This window comes from Rodentibacter ratti (assembly GCF_002000485.1).
GTDB lineage: Bacteria > Pseudomonadota > Gammaproteobacteria > Enterobacterales > Pasteurellaceae > Rodentibacter > Rodentibacter ratti.
The window spans coordinates 149,654-170,218 of record NZ_MLAJ01000004.1; the positions used below are offsets into that span (position 1 = coordinate 149,654).

At 42.0% G+C, this 20,565-nt stretch carries 19 protein-coding genes; 10 read left to right on the top strand and 9 right to left on the bottom strand.

Annotation, left to right across the window (positions count from 1 at the left end; translation table 11 throughout):
* The first annotated feature begins 13 nt into the window (after positions 1–13).
* Both tal and BKG94_RS04965 read left to right on the top strand, forming a co-directional pair.
* On the top strand, positions 14–967 hold the full coding sequence (gene tal / locus BKG94_RS04960) for a transaldolase (protein WP_077434813.1): 954 nt from the start codon (positions 14–16) through the stop codon (positions 965–967).
* Between the two features lie 413 nt (positions 968–1,380).
* Positions 1,381–2,004 carry a YagU family protein gene (locus tag BKG94_RS04965; RefSeq protein ID WP_077434815.1) on the top strand — a complete coding sequence of 208 codons (624 nt, stop codon included), beginning with the start codon at positions 1,381–1,383 and terminating at the stop codon, positions 2,002–2,004.
* 56 nt (positions 2,005–2,060) lie between these two features.
* Here BKG94_RS04965 and BKG94_RS04970 read toward each other — a convergent pair whose 3' ends face one another.
* From BKG94_RS04970 to rraB, 4 genes are all read right to left on the bottom strand, one after another.
* On the bottom strand, positions 2,061–2,465 hold the full coding sequence (locus tag BKG94_RS04970; protein ID WP_077434817.1) for a hypothetical protein: 405 nt from the start codon (positions 2,463–2,465) through the stop codon (positions 2,061–2,063).
* A gap of 67 nt (positions 2,466–2,532) precedes the next feature.
* Positions 2,533–3,156 carry a peptidylprolyl isomerase gene (gene slyD / locus BKG94_RS04975; RefSeq protein WP_077434819.1) on the bottom strand — a complete coding sequence of 208 codons (624 nt, stop codon included), beginning with the start codon at positions 3,154–3,156 and terminating at the stop codon, positions 2,533–2,535.
* Between the two features lie 63 nt (positions 3,157–3,219).
* A complete protein-coding gene (locus tag BKG94_RS04980; RefSeq protein ID WP_077434821.1) occupies positions 3,220–3,936 on the bottom strand; it encodes an SIMPL domain-containing protein in 717 nt (238 codons plus the stop codon).
* 132 nt (positions 3,937–4,068) lie between these two features.
* Positions 4,069–4,491 carry a ribonuclease E inhibitor RraB gene (gene rraB, locus BKG94_RS04985; RefSeq protein ID WP_077434823.1) on the bottom strand — a complete coding sequence of 141 codons (423 nt, stop codon included), beginning with the start codon at positions 4,489–4,491 and terminating at the stop codon, positions 4,069–4,071.
* Positions 4,492–4,594: 103 nt separating this feature from the next.
* Between rraB and truD the strand changes: the two genes are divergently transcribed.
* The 7 genes from truD (at position 4,595) to BKG94_RS05020 (ending at position 12,686) form a co-directional block, all read left to right on the top strand.
* Positions 4,595–5,614 (top strand): tRNA pseudouridine(13) synthase TruD, encoded by a 1,020-nt coding sequence (gene truD, locus BKG94_RS04990; protein ID WP_077434825.1) that lies wholly within the window; start codon positions 4,595–4,597, stop codon positions 5,612–5,614.
* A complete protein-coding gene (gene surE, locus BKG94_RS04995; RefSeq protein WP_077434827.1) occupies positions 5,614–6,354 on the top strand; it encodes a 5'/3'-nucleotidase SurE in 741 nt (246 codons plus the stop codon). Before truD ends, surE begins: the two co-directional genes overlap by 1 nt.
* A 41-nt stretch (positions 6,355–6,395) precedes the next feature.
* Positions 6,396–6,971 (top strand): YqaA family protein, encoded by a 576-nt coding sequence (locus BKG94_RS05000; RefSeq protein ID WP_077434829.1) that lies wholly within the window; start codon positions 6,396–6,398, stop codon positions 6,969–6,971.
* An 11-nt stretch (positions 6,972–6,982) separates the two neighbouring features.
* On the top strand, positions 6,983–7,168 hold the full coding sequence (locus BKG94_RS05005; protein WP_077434831.1) for a hypothetical protein: 186 nt from the start codon (positions 6,983–6,985) through the stop codon (positions 7,166–7,168).
* Positions 7,169–7,181: 13 nt separating this feature from the next.
* Positions 7,182–8,390 (top strand): murein hydrolase activator NlpD, encoded by a 1,209-nt coding sequence (nlpD, locus tag BKG94_RS05010; protein ID WP_077434833.1) that lies wholly within the window; start codon positions 7,182–7,184, stop codon positions 8,388–8,390.
* Between the two features lie 208 nt (positions 8,391–8,598).
* Positions 8,599–9,240: a MerR family transcriptional regulator gene (locus BKG94_RS05015; protein WP_077434835.1), complete on the top strand. Its 642-nt coding sequence runs from the start codon at positions 8,599–8,601 to the stop codon at positions 9,238–9,240.
* The gene (locus BKG94_RS05020; RefSeq protein ID WP_077434837.1) at positions 9,237–12,686 is read left to right on the top strand and encodes an acyl-[ACP]--phospholipid O-acyltransferase; all 3,450 of its coding nucleotides are present in this window, start codon (positions 9,237–9,239) and stop codon (positions 12,684–12,686) included. The genes BKG94_RS05015 and BKG94_RS05020 overlap by 4 nt, the downstream gene beginning before the upstream one ends.
* A gap of 43 nt (positions 12,687–12,729) precedes the next feature.
* On the opposite strand, the gene deoD is transcribed toward BKG94_RS05020, so the two are convergent.
* Entirely contained in the window at positions 12,730–13,449 is a 720-nt protein-coding gene (gene deoD, locus BKG94_RS05025) for a purine-nucleoside phosphorylase (RefSeq protein ID WP_077434839.1), read from the bottom strand.
* 94 nt (positions 13,450–13,543) lie between these two features.
* A complete protein-coding gene (locus BKG94_RS05030) occupies positions 13,544–14,791 on the bottom strand; it encodes a NupC/NupG family nucleoside CNT transporter (protein ID WP_077434841.1) in 1,248 nt (415 codons plus the stop codon).
* A 324-nt stretch (positions 14,792–15,115) separates the two neighbouring features.
* Here BKG94_RS05030 and phoA point away from each other — a divergent pair, with 324 nt between their 5' ends.
* Positions 15,116–16,513 carry an alkaline phosphatase gene (gene phoA, locus BKG94_RS05035; RefSeq protein ID WP_077434843.1) on the top strand — a complete coding sequence of 466 codons (1,398 nt, stop codon included), beginning with the start codon at positions 15,116–15,118 and terminating at the stop codon, positions 16,511–16,513.
* Between the two features lie 81 nt (positions 16,514–16,594).
* On the opposite strand, the gene pdxH is transcribed toward phoA, so the two are convergent.
* The 3 genes from pdxH to BKG94_RS05050 form a co-directional block, all read right to left on the bottom strand.
* On the bottom strand, positions 16,595–17,227 hold the full coding sequence (pdxH, locus tag BKG94_RS05040; protein WP_077434845.1) for a pyridoxamine 5'-phosphate oxidase: 633 nt from the start codon (positions 17,225–17,227) through the stop codon (positions 16,595–16,597).
* 202 nt (positions 17,228–17,429) lie between these two features.
* A complete protein-coding gene (locus BKG94_RS05045; RefSeq protein ID WP_077434847.1) occupies positions 17,430–19,070 on the bottom strand; it encodes an ABC transporter substrate-binding protein in 1,641 nt (546 codons plus the stop codon).
* Positions 19,071–19,315: 245 nt separating this feature from the next.
* Positions 19,316–20,565, bottom strand: a 1,250-nt coding sequence (locus BKG94_RS05050; protein WP_208604258.1) for a YadA family autotransporter adhesin, incomplete at its 5' end; no start/stop codon positions are given.

The following is a 20,565-nucleotide window of genomic DNA, read 5'->3' on the forward strand; positions in this document are numbered from 1 at the left end:
CAAGGAGAAGACAATGACAACTCAATTAGATTCACTTCGTAGTATGACCATTGTGGTTGCGGATACCGGCGATATTGAAGCCATCAAAAAATACCAACCACAAGATGCGACAACCAACCCTTCCTTAATTTTAAGTGCTTCGGCATTGCCACAATATGCCCCATTGATTGATGAAGCCGTAAGCTATGCCAAAGCACAAAGCAATGATAAAGCACAACAACTGATTGATGCAGAAGATAAATTAGCAGTAAACATTGGTTTAGAAATTTTAAAAATCGTCCCGGGACGCATTTCCACGGAAGTCGATGCCCGTCTTTCCTATAATACGAAAGCTACCGTTGAAAAGGCTCGTAAACTGATCGCACTTTACAATGCGGCGGGTATTTCCAATGATCGTATTTTGATTAAAATTGCGTCCACTTGGCAGGGTATCCGTGCGGCAGAAATTCTTGAAAAAGAAGGCATTAACTGTAACCTCACCTTATTATTCTCAGAAGCGCAAGCTCGTGCCTGTGCGGAAGCAGGCGTGTATTTAATTTCGCCATTCGTAGGTCGTATTTTAGACTGGTACAAAGCCAATAGTGACAAAAAAGACTACGCACCGGCTGAAGATCCGGGTGTGATTTCCGTCACCAAAATTTATAATTACTACAAAGAATACGGTTACAATACCGTGGTAATGGGGGCGAGTTTCCGTAATGTGGGTGAGATCACTGAGTTAGCCGGTTGTGATCGTTTAACCATTGCTCCTCCGCTTCTCAAAGAATTACAAGAAAATTCAACCGCACTTGTGCGTAAACTTGATTTCAAAGGCGAAGTAAAAGCCAAACCTCAAGCGCTAACTGAAGCAGAGTTCTATTGGCAACATAACAGCGATGCCATGGCGGTAGAGAAATTAGCGGAAGGCATTCGTAAATTCGCTATTGACCAAGAAAAATTGGAAGCAATGCTTGCGACAAAATTATAATTTCTGCTGAATTGATATTAATTTTTGCCCCCGTTACTCCGATAAGTGACGGGGGCATTTTTATAGCAGGGATCCGGGATTATTTATCGTTATTTTCTGTCCTCTTCTTTTTTATTTTATGGGGGGATGAGGGGCTTATGTTTTGGTGTAAAGGAGCTGGTAAAAACGGTAGGAGGGAAATTTTTAGAGCCTAAATACTCTTTTTTGAGTAGAAAATAACTTTAAATCTTGACTGTTCAGCTAAATTGGTGAAAAATTTGTACTCATATTTCACCATCAATTATCAGTAGGTTATTTTTTAATACTATAAAAAAATAAGCCTATGATAGTTTAAATGGTGAAGATTTATAGCACACTTTGTTGATGTTAAAAAAGTGTGATTAATTTTTTTTTTTACATTTTCGGAGCAAAATATGTCAGGTATTTTCACACAAACCCCGCCAAATCGTCGCCGTTATGGCGTGGCGATTTTTGTTGGTATTATCGCAGGTATCATCTCTGCGTTTGTAAAATGGGGAGCTGAACACCCGTTCCCACCACGTAGCCCGATTGATTTCTTCGCATCGGCTTGTAAAGTGGACATCACGGGGTTAACGCAAGAGCAAGTATTGGCAGTCTGTTCACGTGCATTTTTAAACCCTCCACACGTTTTCTTGCGTGATTATTTAGGTATCGATCCAACCGAAGCTGCGTTCACTTTTGCAGATCATGCCTTTAACTGGATTGGCGTAACACACATGATTTTTTCATTGGTATTCGCCATTGGTTATTGTATCGTGGCTGAACGTTTTCCTAAAATCAAATTCTGGCAAGGTATTGGCGCAGGTATTATTGCAAATATCTGTGTACACTACATCACTTTCCCGGCATTAGGTTTAACGCCTCCTGTTGCGGAATGGCCACTCTATGAGCATATTTCCGAATTAGTCGGTCATATTTTCTGGTTCTGGACAATTGAAATTATTCGTCGTGATTTACGCAATCGCATTACCGGTCAGCCAGATCCTGAAGTGCTTTTGAAAGACGCAACTGAATAAGATTGAAAAAAGAAAAGGCAACGGAATGTTGCCTTTTTTTACTTTCTCGCTCTGTATTACGGTAGTTCATGACCTACAATAATTTCTAATTTATAAGAGGCTGTTTCATTTTTGCGGGCTTGGGCTCGCATCATATAAACCTGAACTTTATATTCTCCGGTTTCTTGTGCCACACCTTCAAATTGATCTCCCTGAATATTCCCTCTAAAAATGGCTTCTTTTCCTTGAGGCGACCAAATATTAAAATAGGCGTGGGGGAAAAATGTCGCCATACTGATATTCAAATTCTGTCCTTTTTTCACAAAAAAAGGATAGTCTACGGTTTCATACCCTGTGATTTTTCCCGAAAAATGTTGTGCTTCTGCAATTTGTGGTTTCACTTCAGTTTGTTCTGGCGTGGTGGTATTCATCGCACAGCCACTCAGCCAAAAAAGAAGCGTCAATAGTAGGATTTTCTTCATTGTTTTTCCTTAATTTATATAAAAAGAAGGGCAACATTGCGTTGCCCTTTGTGTTTTGCTCAAAAGATTAATGACCGCCGCAACCACAACCGCCATGTCCGTGATGATCGTGTTTGTGACCACCGCCACAGCAACCACCGTGTCCATGGTCGTGATCATGATGATGGTGACCGCCGCAACCACAGCCATGCCCCCCTTCATCACTATCATGGTGATGGTGTCCGTGCGCACCGTGTACATGACCATGGGCGATTTCTTCTAAGGTCGCTTCACGGGTTGCGACCACTTCAACGGTGAAGTGTAACTCTTGGCCGGCTAACATATGGTTACCGTCCACCACCACTTCATCACCGTCAATTTCGGTAATCACCACAGGAACCGGACCGATATCCGTATCTGCTAAGAAACGCATTCCGACGACTAATTCATCGACACCTTGGAAAACATCTTTTGGTACACGTTGCACCATATTTTCATTGTATTCGCCATAGCCTTCTTCCGGTTGAACGCGAACTTCAAATTTGTCGCCTACTGCTTTGCCTTCAAGGGCTTTTTCAAGACCAATGACTAAATTGTTGTGGCCTTGTAAATATTCTAATGGTTGATTGGCCGGTGCTTCATCCACTAATACACCGTCTTGGGTGCGGACTTGGTAAGCAATGCTTACTACCACGTTTTTTGCTACATTCATGAGGTTTCCTTATTGTATAAAACTGTTGTCATTGTATAGAAGACAGAATAATTGTATAGAAAATTAATCCTTAAGCAATTCAATTCGTGCATTGGCACGCACTCGCACTGCCTCTTTTCCACGCTCTAAAAACGCCTCCGGTGAAGCATCGGCAGATAACATAGCAACTTTGGCGGCTCTCGGTGCGGCGTAAGGACGGATAGATACAGGTTCGTTGACTGATGAAATGTCTAAATTAAGAATGCGGTAATTTTTCATTTGTAACGAATTCTGAATTAATGTGGCTTTATTTTTAAATTGTTCAATTACCGCCTGTGTTAATTCGGTTTCTACACTCATTAATTTTTCCGGTGAAATCATTGCATTCACATCTTCAATGGCAAGCACGCCATCAAGGGCGTTGAGTACATCCGATAGTGCTTGGAAATCTTTGCTTTCCAATACAAGATCCGCACGGGCAATCCAACCTGTTTTCTTACCTTCATTGTCGTAACGAACGGAGGTTTGGCGGGAATTGCCTTTAATTTCTACCGCACTTTGTTTTTGAACAATGCCCACCGCTTTGTTTAAACGCTCTGCAATCGTCTTATTTAAGTCCGCTAAATTTTTGCCGTCTACTTGATAAAATAAACGGACATTCAATAAATCACGTTCAATGCTTTTTTCCGCTTCGGTATTGAAAGAAACAAAATTGGTCTGTTGGGCGACAGAATTTTCTGCTAAGACGGAGCTACTCAAGGGTAAAGCTAACAAGGCAAGGCTGAGTGCTTTTAATTTCATAAATTTCTCCAAAAATTATTCATAAATCACTCAAGTGATTTATTCACGCCTTTGGCGTCGTTGGCGAAGCCAACGCTCAAAAAACGTTGTTTTTTGTGACCGCACTTTTATTCATGCGGTCAGATAAGATAATTAGTGTAAACGTGACTCTTCGACCTCATCGTCATCAAAAAATTCACCATCGTTGCCGTATTCGTCTTCATCGGCGTTCGGATCTTCAAAATAAGTGCCCCAGCCGTCATAAATGCCTTTATGTTTTTCAATGAGAGGCAGAATTTCTTTTTGTTGGGCATCAATAATTTCCGCTTTTAATTCTACTTCGCTGATGATGTCAAAACAGAAAATGGTTTTCCCATTATCATCTTCAAATTCTTCCGCCTCAGAGACTTCATAGCCGGCTTTGAAGGCATCCACCGCAATTTTTTCCAATGCCTCAAAGTCATAGTGTGCAACGTGATGTTCAATAATATAGAGTGCGGTAGGATCGCTGCCGTCATTTAATAAATCGGTGATAATTTCCCGTGTTTCCGCTTGAAGTTCGGCAAAATCAGTCATAATCAGTTCCTTAGTTGGCGTGAAAAGTGCGGTTATTTTAGTGGATAAATCCCCAAAAGTCGCATAAAATTTCGCAGATTATTTTCAACCCAAACCCATTACTATGCTTGAACAACTCCCTTACCTCAGTTTAAAAACACCGCCAAAATCCACCGCACTTTTAAAGCAACAGTGTGCAGATTTTGTGGTGAAGGAAGACCTTGGCTATGAAATGTCGGGCGAGGGGGAATTTGTTGCGTTAAAAGTGCGAAAAACAGGTTGTAATACCTTATTTGTGGGCGAAAAATTGGCAAAATTTGCTGGTGTGTCGGAACGCAATATGGGTTATGCCGGTTTAAAGGATCGCCAAGCTATTACCGAACAATGGTTCTGCTTGCAAATGCCGGGGCAGGATACGCCGGATTTCAGCCGTTTTGAATTAGAAGGGGTAGAGATCTTAGCAGTCACACGTCACCATCGCAAAATCCGTACCGGCAGTTTACAAGGTAATCATTTTGAAATTTTGCTGCGTGATACTCAAGAAACCGATGAGTTAAAGGCTCGCTTAAATTTTGTGGAAAATGTGGGATTTCCTAATTATTTTACGGAACAACGCTTTGGGCGTGATGGTCATAATCTCACGCAGGCACTACGTTGGGCAAAAGGGGAAATTAAGGTCAAAGATCGCAAAAAACGCAGTTTTTACCTTTCCGCCGCACGTAGTGAAATTTTTAATTTGGTAGTGGCGGCACGCATTGAACAAGATCTTGCACAACAAGTTTTGCCAAATGATATTGTACAATTAAACGGCTCGCACAGTTGGTTTAAAGCGGATGAAACCGAAGATCTCGCAGCATTACAAGTGCGGTTAAATCAGCAGGATATTTTGCTTACCGCCCCGCTCATTGGTGAAGAAAATCTGGTGGCTTCAGAGATCGAAAATACCATTGTGGAACAGCATAATGCGTTTTCTCCTTTGATGAAACAAGAGAAAATGAAAGCGGCACGCCGTCCGTTGCTCATGCGTGCACAGGATTTCCAATGGCAGTTTGTTGAGGAAGGATTAAAACTCTTTTTTTATTTACCGGCAGGCAGCTATGCCACGGCACTGATTAGGGAATTAGTAAATTATAAGGAAGCATAATGCGAATTTTATTAAGTAATGATGATGGTTTTCACGCAGAAGGTATCCAAATTTTAGCGGCAGAATTACGCAAGTTTGCGGATGTCGTGATTGTTGCGCCGGATCGCAATCGAAGTGCGGCATCCAGTGCATTAACTTTGGTCGAACCCTTACGCCCTCGTCATTTAGATAACGGTGATTATTGTATTAACGGCACACCGGCGGATTGTGTGCATTTGGCATTGAATGGTTTTTTATCCGGTCAAGTTGATTTAGTGGTGTCGGGCATTAATGCAGGGTGTAATATGGGTGATGATACGATTTATTCCGGTACAGTGGCAGCAGCTCTTGAGGGGCGTCATTTAGGATTGCCTTCCATTGCCGTATCCTTGGATGGTCGTCAATATTATGAAACAGCGGCACGGGTGGTGGCAGATTTAATCCCTAAATTGCATAATCAGTTATTAAATCCCCGTGAAATTATTAATATTAATGTGCCGGATTTGCCTTATGAAGAACTCAAAGGTTATAAAGTTTGTCATTTGGGTTATCGTTCATCTGCGGCAGAGGTGATTAAACAAGAAGATCCTCGCGGTGAGTCCATTTATTGGATTGGCCCGGCAGGTTTGCCGGAAAACGAGCAAGAAGGCACGGATTTTCATGCGGTAAAAAATGGTTATGTATCCATTACCCCTATTCAAGCGGATATGACAGCCCATCATTCAATTCAGGCTTTACAAGATTGGTTGGAACGTGAATAATGCACGTCTTTTGGTTAAATGGTAATTAGAGGGGGAATGGAATGAATATTTTTGGCGCCATGTATGATAAAACCATGGAGTGGTCGAAACATCGTTTTGCAGCGTTTTGGTTATCCTTTGTGAGTTTTATTGAAGCGATCTTTTTCCCTATTCCACCGGATGTGATGTTGATCCCGATGTCGATGTCAAAGCCAAAAAGTGCGGTCAAATTTGCCCTTTATACTGCGATCGCCTCTGCTCTCGGCGGTATTGTGGGTTATGCCATTGGTTATTTTGCAACGGATTGGGTGCAGGATATCGTGCAACAATGGGGCTATGGTGATCATTGGGCGACGGCGATAAAGTGGTTTGAGCAATGGGGCGTACTGGTAGTTTTTGTGGCGGGGTTCAGTCCGATTCCTTATAAAGTATTTACGATTTGTGCCGGTGTGATGCAAATGGCATTTTTACCATTTGTGTTGACGGCATTTATCTCTCGTGCGGCACGTTTCTTGTTAGTTGCCAAATTAGCCGCATGGGGTGGCGAAAAATTTGCAGCAAAATTGCGTAAATCTATTGAGATTATTGGTTGGTCAGTCGTTGTACTTGCGGTAGCGGCTTACTTTATTTTGAAATAATAGGATATATTATGAATAAATATTTATTTGCGTTGTCTATGTCGGTAGTTTTGGTCGCCTGTTCTTCACCTAAAGTGAGCGATCCTGATGCTTTACCAAATGGCATTATGCAACCTGTTGAAGGAACGGGGGCGATTGCAGAGGGCGGTTTTATGCCGGAAATAGAACAACAAACTATGCCGAATACAATGAAATAAGAAGGAAAAATAAATGAAAAAATCGTTTTTATTGTTACCCTTGAGCATTGCAATTTTGAGTGCGTGTTCATCTAATATGCAAGCACCGATTGAGAATGCCGGCGGTACACTTTCACCGGGCATCATGCAACCGGTAGATAATAATAGTGGCGGTACTTGGCAGCCGGAAATTCAACAAAATACCATGCCGAATAATATGGGAACGACTACCACAGGTAGCGTGCCTGTCGGCGCTCAAACCCCACAACCGAATTTTCAACCGACCTATCAACCGGTACAACCGACCCAACCTGTCGCACCGGCAAAACCTCAAACAAAAACGGTCACTAAGACGGTATCCGACTGTACCAATTCATCAGTTGTGAATGTACCACGTAATCCAAGTACTAACGCACCCGATTACAGCCAAATTCAAAAAGGCTCGTACAAAGGGGGGACCTATAAAGTCAATAAAGGCGATACCATGTTCTTAATCGCTTACTTAGCTGGTATGGATGTGAAAGAGCTTGCGGCAATGAATAATATGTCTGAGCCTTATAGTCTAAGTGTTGGTCAAACCTTAAAAATCGGCAAATGTGTTACTAAAACAGTAACGACAACCGTGCCGGTAAATACAACCTCAGAACCTGCGAAACCGGTTGAACCTGCCGTGACTTACAGACCGGGTGCAAATGGTACGCAAATTGGTTCTGACGGTACGATTATCGGGCCGGTGAAATCAGGTACGGGTATTCCTTCTGCTGCACCGACTTATACGGCTTCTACAACATCTACAAATGTATCAAGTGCTCCGGTTGCAACGGGCAATACGACACCGGTTAATGCTAATGTTGTAGCACCTATTGCATCTAATGTAGCTTGGACATGGCCGGCGAGCGGAAATATTATCCAAGGTTTCTCAAACGCTGATGGTGGAAATAAAGGAATTGATATTTCAGGCTCTCGCGGACAATCGGTTAAAGCTGCAGCGGCAGGACGTGTAGTGTATGCGGGTAATGCATTGCGTGGTTATGGTAATCTCATCATTATCAAACATAACGATGACTTCTTGAGTGCCTATGCGCACAATGACAGAATCCTCGTGAGTGATCAGCAAGAAATCAAAGCGGGGCAAGAAATCGCTAAAATGGGGAGCTCCGGCACCAATGGCGTAAAACTTCACTTTGAAATTCGCTATAAAGGTAAATCGGTAGATCCGATTCGCTACTTACCAAGACGATAACATATAAAAAAAGAGCGGTTAAATTGACCGCTCTTTTTTATTCGCATTATTTAAGGTTAGCACATGCACAAAAATAGAAATTTCAACGATATATAGTAGGACACACGCAGTGTGTCCCTATTTTGGATAAACTGTAAAGTGATACTCTTTACTTTTGACTGTGTAAAGTATAAAATCCTCTTAAAATTTAATTAAGAGGGGAAACCTTATGTTAAAAATGAATGATTTGGTGAAACTCAGCCAAACACCGAAATCAACGGTACTGTATTATGTGAAAGAGGGGCTGTTGCCTGAGCCGTTAAAAGATAAACCGAATTTTCATCTCTATGATGATCGCTGTGTGGGGTTGTTGGAATTTATTAAATATCTGCAAACCAATTTCAATGCGAGCATTTCCCAAATTAAACAACTTTTTTCTCACCCTGATTTTGACTGGCAAAATCCTTACGAAAGTTTGATTTCATTGATTGGTATTATTATGGGCGCAGAAAATGAAACCTTTTTACCATCAGAGCTTTGCCAAGAATTTTCCATTTCTGAGAGTGAATTACAAAAAATGGTCAATGAGGGGCTGCTGAATCCTCGTGAGGGCATTTTTACAGCCAAAGAGCGAGATATTTTAGCCATTGTTTGCCGTTGCAATGAGGCAGAACGTGAAATGCTGAAAACCTATTTACAAACAGCGAAAACGCTTGCAACACAAGAAGTGAAGCTCACCCTATCAGCACTAAAAGATAGTGAGCAAAAAGACGAAAAACTCAAACACCTTTTTGATTTACTGTTGGTGCTGAAACCTTATGTGTTAAATATGCAAACGCTAAAAATTTATCAAACGGAGAGTGTGAAATGAAACTCTTAAAATATGCAGGTTTTGTGCCTTATTTGGCCATTGCTTTTTTGAATGCAAGCGTGGATTTAGCCCATAAAATCACGATTCAAAATGTGTTGTTGAAAAGTTTTGAAGGTAATACCTTAGTCGTACTAACAGCGTTAATTAACGCAATGATTTTATTGCCTTTTATTTTCCTTTTTTCGCCTTCGGCATTTATTAACGATAAATTCTGTCGCACCAAAGTGATCCGTTGGAGCAGCTTGGTAGCGGTGGGTATTTCAGGCGCGATTTTATTCAGTTATGTGATGGGTGAATTTTATCTCGCTTTTGCCTTAACACTGATTTTAGCGGCACAAAGTGCGGTCTATTCTCCGGCTAAATATAGCCTTATCAAATCTATTGTCGGAACGGAAAATATCGGGCTTGCCAACGGTGTGATTCAAGCCTTAACTATTGTAGCGATTTTATTTAGCTCTTTTGCCTTCTCAATTTTCTTTGAAGGTTATTATGTGCCTTCTGATAATCCGAATGACGTGTTACAAAGTGTTTGGATGATTGGCATCGCATTAGTCTTGTTTAGCGCTCTTGAAGCTTTTTTCGCTTTCAAAATTCCTTTCTTTCCACAAGAAAAAGAAGAAAATGAAAAATTCTCTGCAGGTAAATATTTATCTTTCGGTTATTTGAAAAACAACCTCCGCACTTTGCGTAGCGACAAAAACATTTGGCTTAGTGTGATTGGTTTAAGCCTTTTCTGGGGCGTATCACAAGTCATCGTGGCAGCATTTCCGGCGCATTATAAAACCTTGTTTAATGCCGATAATGCGGTGATTATTCAAGCGATTCTTGCGGTCAGCGGTTTAGGTTTAATTGTTGGGGCTTACCTTGCAGGACGTGCTTCCCGTTTGCATATCGAATTGGGCATTGTACCGGTCGGTGCCTTGGGTATTTTTGTCTCGCTCTTTGGCTTAACCTTGGTTAGTAGCAATTTCTCGCTGATGCTCTGTTCTTTCGGATTCGGTTTCTTTGGTGGCTTATTTATCGTGCCGCTCAATGCGACTATTCAATATTTCGCCCCTGAAAAAATCAGTGGCAAAATTATGGCGGGTAACAACTTTATCCAAAACGTCTTGATGGTCGGTTTTTTGCTACTGAGCATTGTATTTGTCGAATTGAACCTTTCCACCACCGGTATTTTCCTAACGGTTTCCGTGGTCTGTTTATTGGGCAGCCTCTATGCTATGTGGCAACTCCCCCATTTATTCGTCCGCTTATTACTCTTACCTCTGTTAAAAACTAATTACCGTTTCCACGTGGAAGGATTAAAAAATTTTCCGCAAAGCGGTGGCACATTATTACTCGGTAACCACATTAGTTGGATTGACTGGCTCGTATTACAAGCGGCTAGCCCACGGGCGATTAAATTTGTGATGTTCCGCCCAATTTACAATAAATGGTATTTGACGTGGTTCTTACGTATTTTCCGTGTGATCCCGATTGGTGCTGGTTCAAGCCGAGAATCCATTGAACGGATTCGTGAATATTTGGCTCGTGGTGAAGTGGTGGCGTTATTCCCGGAAGGTCATATCAGCTATAACGGTCAGATCAATGAGTTCAAAAAAGGCTTTGAACACGTATTGAAAGATTTGGATAACGTGACGACCGTGCCATTTTATTTGCGTGGTTTATGGGGCAGTAGTTTTTCCCGCGCGGATAATTTCTATAAAAGCCTCACGAAAAAACAAGGTAAACGTGAGATTTTAGTGGCGTTTGGCAAACCGATTCACGGTTTTATTGATGCCACGGCAATGAAACAAAAAGTGCTCGAACTTTCCTTCACTGTATGGGAAAAAGTGATCGCCAAACGTAAACCGCTCACGCACCATTGGTTGAACAGTGCGAAATCCAACTTGTTTAAAGAATGCGTAGTGGACGGACAGGGTATGAAGTTGAACAACCTCAAATTTATTGCTGCCGTATTGATGTTTGGCAAACAGCTCAAACAAGCCTTGGGTGATGAGAAAAATATTGGTGTTTTGCTGCCAAGCTCGGCGATTGGCGCCATTGTGAATATGACGTTGATGGTAATGGGAAAAGTACCGGTGAATTTGAACTATACGCTCAGCCCGGAAGTGATGGAAAAAGCCCTTGCTAAAGCGAATATTAACAAAGTCATTACCGCTGAAAAGTTTTTAAATAAACTGAATACAAAAGGTTTTGCTTTTGATGAGGTATTGGCGGGCAAAACAATTTTTGCGGAGGAACTAGGCAAAAAAATCACGAAAAGCGAAAAAGTGCGGTCACTTTTAACGGCGTTTTTCGCCCCACGTTGGTGGATTAAATTAATGCATTTTGCCGATGTTCGCTTGAATGATACAGCAACAATTCTCTTCAGCAGCGGCAGCGAAGGCACGCCAAAAGGCATTGAATTAAGCCATAAAAATTTGCTCACCAATATTAAACAGGTGAGTGAATTGCTCAACTTCCAAGAAGATGATGTCATTTTAAATTCTTTGCCTATTTTCCATTCTTTCGGCTTAACGGTAACGACCCTAATGCCGTTGTGTGAAGGTATCAAAATGGTGAGTGTGGCAGATCCGACCGATGGTGCTGAAGTCGGCAAAATGTGCGCGCGTCATAACGTGAGTATTATGTTTGGTACTTCGACATTCTTCCGTTTATATGCCCGTAATAAAAAATTACATCCGTTAATGCTACAAAGTGTACGAATGGTGATCGCCGGAGCGGAGAAATTGAAAGCGGACGTGAAAGAAGCTTTTCGTTTGAAATTCGGTTTAGACCTCTACGAGGGCTACGGCGCGACAGAGACTGCACCGGTTGCCAGCGTCAATATGCCAAATATTTTAGATCCTGATAGTCTAAAAGAATTTACCTTCAACAAAGCGGGAACGGTAGGTATGCCATTGCCGGGTACGCTTATCAAAATCGTCGATCCGAATACCTTGCAAGAATTACCGACAGGCGAAGACGGCTTGATTCTCATTGGCGGCGGACAAGTGATGAAAGGCTACTTGGACGATCCTGAAAAAACCAATGAAGTCATTGCCGAACTTGACGGCGTGCGTTACTACAAAACAGGGGACAAAGGGCATATTGATGAACACGGTTTTATCACTATTGTGGATCGTTATTCCCGTTTCGCCAAAATCGGCGGCGAGATGATCAGCCTTGGCAGTGTGGAAGAAAATATCGCTCAAGTGTTGAATGACGAAAACCAATTTGTTGCGATTGCGGTGAATGATGAGAAAAAAGGCGAAAGTGTCGTATTATTGGTGAAATCGCCACTCAGTCTTGAAGACATTAACAGTCGTATTAAGTCCCTCAACGTGCCACCCATTATGCTCCCAAGCCAAGTATTCTTAGTCGATGAAATCCCGCTTCTCGGCAGTGGAAAAGTAGATTTCAAAGGCGCGAAGAAATTGGCGGAGGAAATACTAAGTGCATAAAGAAAAAGAGCGGTCAATTTGACCGCTCTTTTTTAACCTTGAACTAGGCGTTTTTATCGTCAATTAAAATACTTTCTAACGCAATTTCAATCATTTCGTTGAAAGTTAATTGACGTTCTTCAGCACTGGTTTGTTCATGGGTGCGGATGTGGTCGGAAACGGTACAAATGGTTAATGCCCGTGCACCATATTCTGCTGCGGCACCATAGATTCCCGCCGCTTCCATTTCCACGCCAAGAATGCCGTATTTTTCCATCACATCAAACATTTCAACATCCGGTGTGTAGAATAAATCTGCTGAGAATAAGTTACCTACTTTGACCGCAATGCCTTTCTCTTTTGCGGCAGCAACGGCAGCACTGGTTAAACCGAAATCAGCGATGGCGGCAAAGTCATTATCTTTAAAACGAATACGGTTTACTTTAGAATCCGTACAAGCGCCTAAGCCTATCACCACATCACGCAATTTGACATCCATTTTTACTGCGCCACAAGAACCGACACGAATGATTTTTTTCACGCCATATTCGGTAATCAACTCTTTCGCGTAGATTGAGCAAGACGGAATCCCCATACCGTGTCCCATTACGGAGATTTTACGACCTTTATAAGTACCGGTGAAACCAAGCATATTGCGTACATTGGTCACTTCTTTAACATCCTCTAAAAATGTTTCTGCGATATATTTCGCACGAAGCGGATCACCCGGCATTAATACCGCATCAGCAAATGCGCCTTCAGGTGCGTTAATATGTGGAGTCATAATATTTACCTCTTTTTTGACTAATATTTGAAAGAAATGCACCACGTATTAACCGTGGTGCAAAATTATGTTGTCGGAATTTGACGACCGCACTTTATAATACTGCGCCACTTAATCCGATGAAAAGACCAGCAATGGTTGCACTCATTAAGTTGGCTAATGTTCCTCCGATAACGGCTTTTAATCCTAAACGGGCAATGTCGCCACGACGATTTGGTGCCATGCCGCCTAAGCCGCCAATTAGGATAGCGATGGAGCTAAAGTTTGCAAAGCCACAGAGTGCGAAAGTAATGATTGCTTTGGTTTTTTCAGTTAATACAACAGGTGTATCCGGTTGTAAATATTTTGTGAATTCGAGGTAGCCAACGAATTCATTCACGGCTAATTTCATTCCGATCATTTGTCCGGCAATGCCTGACTCTTCCCAAGATACACCGATTAAGTATGCAAGTGGTTTAAAGACCCAACCAAAAATGGATTGCAGGGTTAAATCCGCATAACCGAACCAGCCGCCAACACCGCCTAAAATACCGTTAATGAGAGCGATTAATGCCACAAATGCAATCAACATTGCCCCTACGTTTAAGGCTAATTGCATACCGGCACTTGCGCCACCGGCCATAGCTTCCAGCACATTAGACGGCTTTTCACTGTCGTCGGCTTCCGGTTGGGAATCGGTGAACTGTTGGGTTTGCGGATAAAGAATTTTTGCGAATAATAAACCGGCCGGAGCTGCCATAAATGAGGCGGCGATTAAGTAAGTGAGCGGAACTCCCATACCGGCGTAGCCTGCCATCACTGATCCGGCGATAGACGCCAATCCACCCACCATAATGGCGAATAATTCAGATTCTGTCATTCGGCTGATATAAGGTTTCACCACCAACGGCGCTTCTGTCTGACCAACGAAAATATTGGCAGCAGCGGACATAGATTCTGCTTTTGATGTACCTAATACTTTTTGCAATGCACCACCAATGATTTTGATCACGATTTGCATAATGCCTAAGTAATAAAGTACGGAAATTAAACCGGAGAAGAACACGATAATCGGCAACACTTTTACCGCAAAAATAAAGCCTACATTGCTTGGGTCAGCCAATCCGCCAAAGACGAAATTAATCCCTTCGTTACCGTAGGCAATCACGTTGGCCACAGCATCAGCCGTTGCGCCTAATGCTTTTTGACCTGCCGGCACATATAAAATAAGGGCGGCAAATCCAATTTGGATCGCAAACGCCCCTAATACGGTTCGCCAATTAATCGCGCGACGATTATTTGAGAATAATAATGCGATGGCAATTAGTACCACCATACCAACAATGCTCATTAAAACGTCCATATACACCTCGAAATTATTGAAGATAAAAATTTGCGTTATTCTACTGTTTTTTTGGTAGAACGTGTTAATTTTTCCCGAAAAAAGTTGTGCAATTATCTAGTAAATTGTCAATCTGTGATCGAGCCCACACTTTTGTACCTCAGGTTCATGAATATGTATTCGGAAGAACCCAAATTCTTCGTAAAAAATGACCGCACTTTTCTATTTTACTTTGTGAAAAATTAACATCGTGTCGGAATGTTACGGATTCTAATTTCATGTCATCAAAGTGTCATAATGCTTTTTTAGAATGCCCTCGTTCAATTCATATGACAGGAGAAAAAAATGAAATTGAAATCCATAGGAAAACAAGCATTATTAGGTTTATCTTTGAGTGCTTTAATGTTTGCGGTGAATGCTGAGGCGAGTGCGACTAATGATATTACCCAACAGGGCGGAGCAAAACGTTTACTGGAAAGTAAAAAATCGACACTCAGTGAATTATTGGAAAAAAATCAGGTTAAAAATGTGATTTTATTAATTGGTGATGGAATGGGCGATTCTGAAATTACCATTGCGCGAAATTATGCAGAAGGTGCGGCTGGTACGTTCAAAGGAATTGATGCATTGCCTTTTTCCGGTCATATTACAACTTATGCCCTTGATAAAGAGACAAAACTTGTCGAACAAGTGACGGATTCTGCTGCTTCAGCAACTGCTTGGACATCAGGTATTAAAACCTACAACGGTGCGATAGGTGTTGATGTTTATGGAAAACCCGTAATCAATTTAGCAGAAATTGCCAAAAAATTGGGGAAAGGTACGGGCAATGTCACGACTGCTGAAATTCAAGATGCAACGCCGGCTGCACTCTTAGCCCATATTAGTCACCGAAAATGTTACGGCCCGGTTGCAACGGCTGAACGCTGCCCGGAAAGTGCGCTGGAAAATGGTGGTCTGGGTTCTATTACCGAACAATTTTTATCCAATCCTCCGGATGTTGTTTTTGGAGGTGGGCGTAAAACCTTTGATGAAAAGCCTAACGTAGGAGAATTTAAAGATCGCACTTTATGGCAACAGGCCGTTGATAAAGGCTTTAGCCTAGTGAATAATGCTGAAGAATTAAATAAATTGGATAAAAACAATAAGTTTCCTATCCTAGGGTTATTTTCCAGTGGAAATATGCCGGTTCGTTGGTTAGGCGGAAAAGCCACTTTTGAGGGAAATCATGATAACCCAATAACCTGCCAAGCTAATCCGGAACGTGATACAACAATGCCAAATTTAGCTCAAATGACAGAAAAAGCCATTGAGTTGCTAAAAGAAAATCCGAATGGCTTTTTCTTACAAGTTGAAGGCGCTTCTATTGATAAACAGAATCATAAATCTAACCCTTGTGGACAAATCGGTGAGACTGTTGATTTAGATGAAGCAGTACAATCAGCCTTAGAATTTGCCCGCAAAGACGGACAAACTTTAGTGATTGTGACTGCGGATCATGCCCATACCAGCCAATTAGTGCCGAATAAAGCGAAACCGACCGGTTTAACTCAAACGCTTAAAGCAAAAGATGATTCAATCATGACAATTAGTTACGGAACCGGAAAAGAAGCTGACGATCAACAACACACTGGAACTCAATTACGCATTGCTGCTTACGGACCAAAAGCCTATGAGTTTTCAGGGTTGCTTGATCAAACGGATATTTTCTTTATCATTAAACAGGCATTACAGGGTAAATAATTTACCATTCAAAATGTAACATAAAGGGAGCTAGGATGGCTCCCTTTATTTTTTGTAGTTATTAATGATTAGTTTTGGTTTTTAAGGTGAAAGACGTTCACGAATCCAATTATTGTTTTCGAGACGATATTGAATGCGATCGTGTAAACGGCTTGGGCGACCTTGCCAAAATTCGACACAATCAGGTGTGATTAAATATCCGCCCCAGTGTGCAGGACGTGGTACGTTAATCGGATATTTAGCCGCAATAAGTGCAGCTTTTGCCAATAGAGATTTGTAGCCGGAAATGACCGCACTTTGTTTGCTTGCCCAAGCACCGATACGGCTTGTGTAAGGCCGGCTGGCAAAATACTCATCGGATTGTTTGTCTGAAATTTTAACGGCTTTACCTTCAATACGGACTTGGCGTTCCAGCTCCGGCCAAAAGAAAGTGAGGGCAACATAGGGATTGTGTTCAATAGCCCGCCCTTTTTTACTGTGGTAATTGGTGAAGAAGACGAAACCCTGTTGGTTGACTTCTTTGAGTAACACCATGCGGCTGCTTGGTTTGCCGCTTTCATCCACCGTTGCAACATTCATGGCGGTGGGTTCATTAACCTGGCTCGTGATTGCTTCGTTCATCCATAATTCAAATTGTGAAATCGGATTTTCGTCACAATCATGTTGGGATAGCGCCCGTTTACGGTATTCTTCTCGAATATTATGCAAATCCATTTTGTCTCCTTTTATAAAGAAAAAACCAGTGAAAATACTGAGACTAGGATAGATCTTGCAAGAATATTCGTCAATTAAGATTCATTAGAGGTTGCTTTCTCGTATGGGGAGAGACTTTATAAATAGATCAGACCATTATTATATGGACGAAATAAAGCCCTTATGGAAACCATAAGGGCAGGATAAAGAGGGCAGTTAGTAATTATTTACCATCTACACTCACACCATAAAAGGCATCATAACCGAATGGGCTTTGAACATAGCCTTTAACACGTGGGCTTAGTGGTGCAAACCCGACAGAGTGAGCGACAGGAATCCAAGGTGCCTGTTCATGAACGATTACTTGAGCTTGTTTATAAAGTGCTGCACGCTCTTCTTTATTGGTTAAGCCAAGAGCTTTGTCCAATAAGGCATCGAATTCAGGGTTTTTGAAACGGGCATAATTTGAGTTACCCGCATTAGCGCTCGCTAACAGCGGTGATAAGAAGTTATCAGGATCACCATTGTCGCCAGACCAACCGAAAATACCTGCCGTTAATTCGCCGGCTTTTGCCCGTTTTTGGTAATCCGCCCATTCATAGGTTACCGGATTGGCTTTCACGCCAACTTTCGCCCAATCTGCCATTACAAGTTCAGCCATACGTTTTGGATTCGGGTTGGAAGCCCGCACGACAGGCTGAATCCAGAAATCGGTTTCAAAACCGTTTGGATAACCGGCTTCCGCTAAAAGTTGTTTTGCTTTTTCCGGATCGTATGGATAATCTTGAACCTCATCGTTATAGCTCCAAATAGTTGGCGGCAACGGGTTTTTCGCCTGTGTGCCGGCACCTTGATACACTGCATCAATGATGGCTTTTTTATCCACCGCATAATTCAATGCTTGGCGAACTTTCACATTATCAAACGGCGCTTTCTCCGTATTGAATGCGATATATGCCACATTTAGCCCTTTTTGTTCCAAAAGCTGAACTTTCGGATCAGTTTTCATTTTTGCCAAATCAGCCACATTCGGGAATAAAATTAAATCACAACTCCCGGCTTGCAGTTTTGCATAGCGGGTAGTCGCATCCGGCACGATACTGATGACTAAACGATCGAGCGGCGTACGTCCTTTCCAATAATTTTCATTTGCCACATATTGTGCTGCCTGATCAATTTTATAGTCCACAAAGATAAACGGGCCTGTACCCACAGGACGATTATCAATGGTTTCCGGTTTACCGGCTTTCATCATCGCATCAGCATATTCGGCGGAATAAATAGAAATAAAATCCATACCAAGGCTTGCCAAGAAGGTGGCATCTTTCTTGTTTAACGTAATGCGAACGGTATTATCATCCAATTTTTCCACAGCTTTTAATAAGCTAGGAAATTTCATCGCTTTGAAATAAGGATAAGTTCCTTTTGAAACATTGTGATAAGGGTGATTAGGATCTAACTGACGTTGGAATGAAAAGATCACATCATCTGCGTTGAAATCACGGCTTGGCGTAAACTCTTTAGTGGTGTGGAATTTTACCCCTTTGCGTAAATGGAAAGTGTAGGTTAAACCGTCATCGCTAATATCCCAGCTTTCCGCTAAAGCCGGTTCAATATCTGTCGAACCCTTTTTAAACTCCACTAATCGGTTATACACTTGCTGTGAACTCGCATTATAAGAAGTGCCTTCCATGACGAGAGCCGGGCTAAAACCCAAAGGTGCTTTCGCCGTACAATAGACAAACGTATTGTTCGATGATGAAACATTTGCGGCTTGAGCATTTTTGTCAGATGAGCCGGATTGATCACAAGCTGCTAAAAGTAATGAAGCAGCCACAAATGTTAGGCTTGTTTTTAATTTCATAGTTGTATCCTCATTTTAAATTAGATCGATAGAAGGTATGGTTCTCTATGAGCAGATCATAAATAACAATTTATAATTAAGTTTAGCAACAGTGAATACCGAATTTTTCGTAAAATAACAGCATTATCGTTTACCGATTATAAAATGAGCGTACAAAGTACGCTCATTATTTATATCAAATTTAGTGCAGCCAAGACAAATGTTCCAAAAACACTGTCAATTTTGACCGCACTTTTTTCGGTTAATTAGAACTTCCAACCAACCGCTGCGCCACCGGCATAATCGCCCGAGTTGTTTGCGCTACCACCGATTTTGATAATAACGCGACCGTTGTCAGTCACTCTGGAGTAGCCCACCGCGATTGCCGATGCACCACGGTAAGTACCACCACCAACACTCACAATACTTTCACCCGCACGATAAGATTGCGGTAGTAAGCTCATTGCAACAGCGGAAGCGATACCACTGCGTAAGCGGCGATCAACCCGATTGATACGATTATGTACATCACCCATATTGAGCGATAATTTCTTATCAAAATAACCGAGATTTACTGCATCGCTGGCATCTTTAGGATCCGCGACATTCGTTACCCGTACAGGTTTGTCTGAACCGCTATTGACTCTTACAACCTCAGTTTGGCGTTGAACATCTTTGTTTGTTTTAGGATCTACATAAACGAGTGGTCCGGTCATTTGTAATTGATCCAGTGCCTGACTGAGCGGTTTTTTATCGGTATCGCCATAAATATTAAAGTTACCTTCAATATCAGAATTACCTAAATCAATTTTCGCATTATCTGCAAGGGTTAAAGACTGATGAATGGTGACATCTTGTAAGGAAGTATGCCCTCCAACATTCAGATCTTTTTCAACGGTTAAATTGCCTTCAACTGTTGAGTTACCCTTCGTGAGACTATCACCATTAACAACAAGATCTTGAGTGGTGGTTGTTCCCTCAATCGTTGCATTACCTTTGGTGAGGGTATCTTTCTCAAAGGTCGCATTGCCTTTAACGGTACTGTCGCCTTCAACGGTAGAATTACCTTTCACTAGGCTGTCACCGTTAACAGTCGCATTGCCTTTAACGATACTGTTGCCTTCAACGGTAGAATTACCTTTCACTAGGCTGTCACCATTAACGGTTGCATTCCCTTTTGTGAGGGTGTCTTTCTCAAAGGTGGCATTACCTTTAACGATACTGTCGCCTTCAACGGTAGAATTACCTTTCACTAGGCTGTCACCATTAACGGTTGCGTTCCCTTTTGTGAGGCTGTCGCCCTCAACGGTTGAATTCCCTTTGGTGAGGCTATCACCTTCAACGGTTGAATTCCCTTTGGTGAGGCTATCACCTTCAACGGTTGAGTTACCTTTGGTGAGGCTATCGCCTTCGACAGTTGAATTCCCTTTGGTGAGGCTATCGCCTTCAACGGTTGAATTCCCTTTGGTGAGGCTGTCGCCTTCCACAGTTGAATTGCCTTTGGTGAGGCTATCGC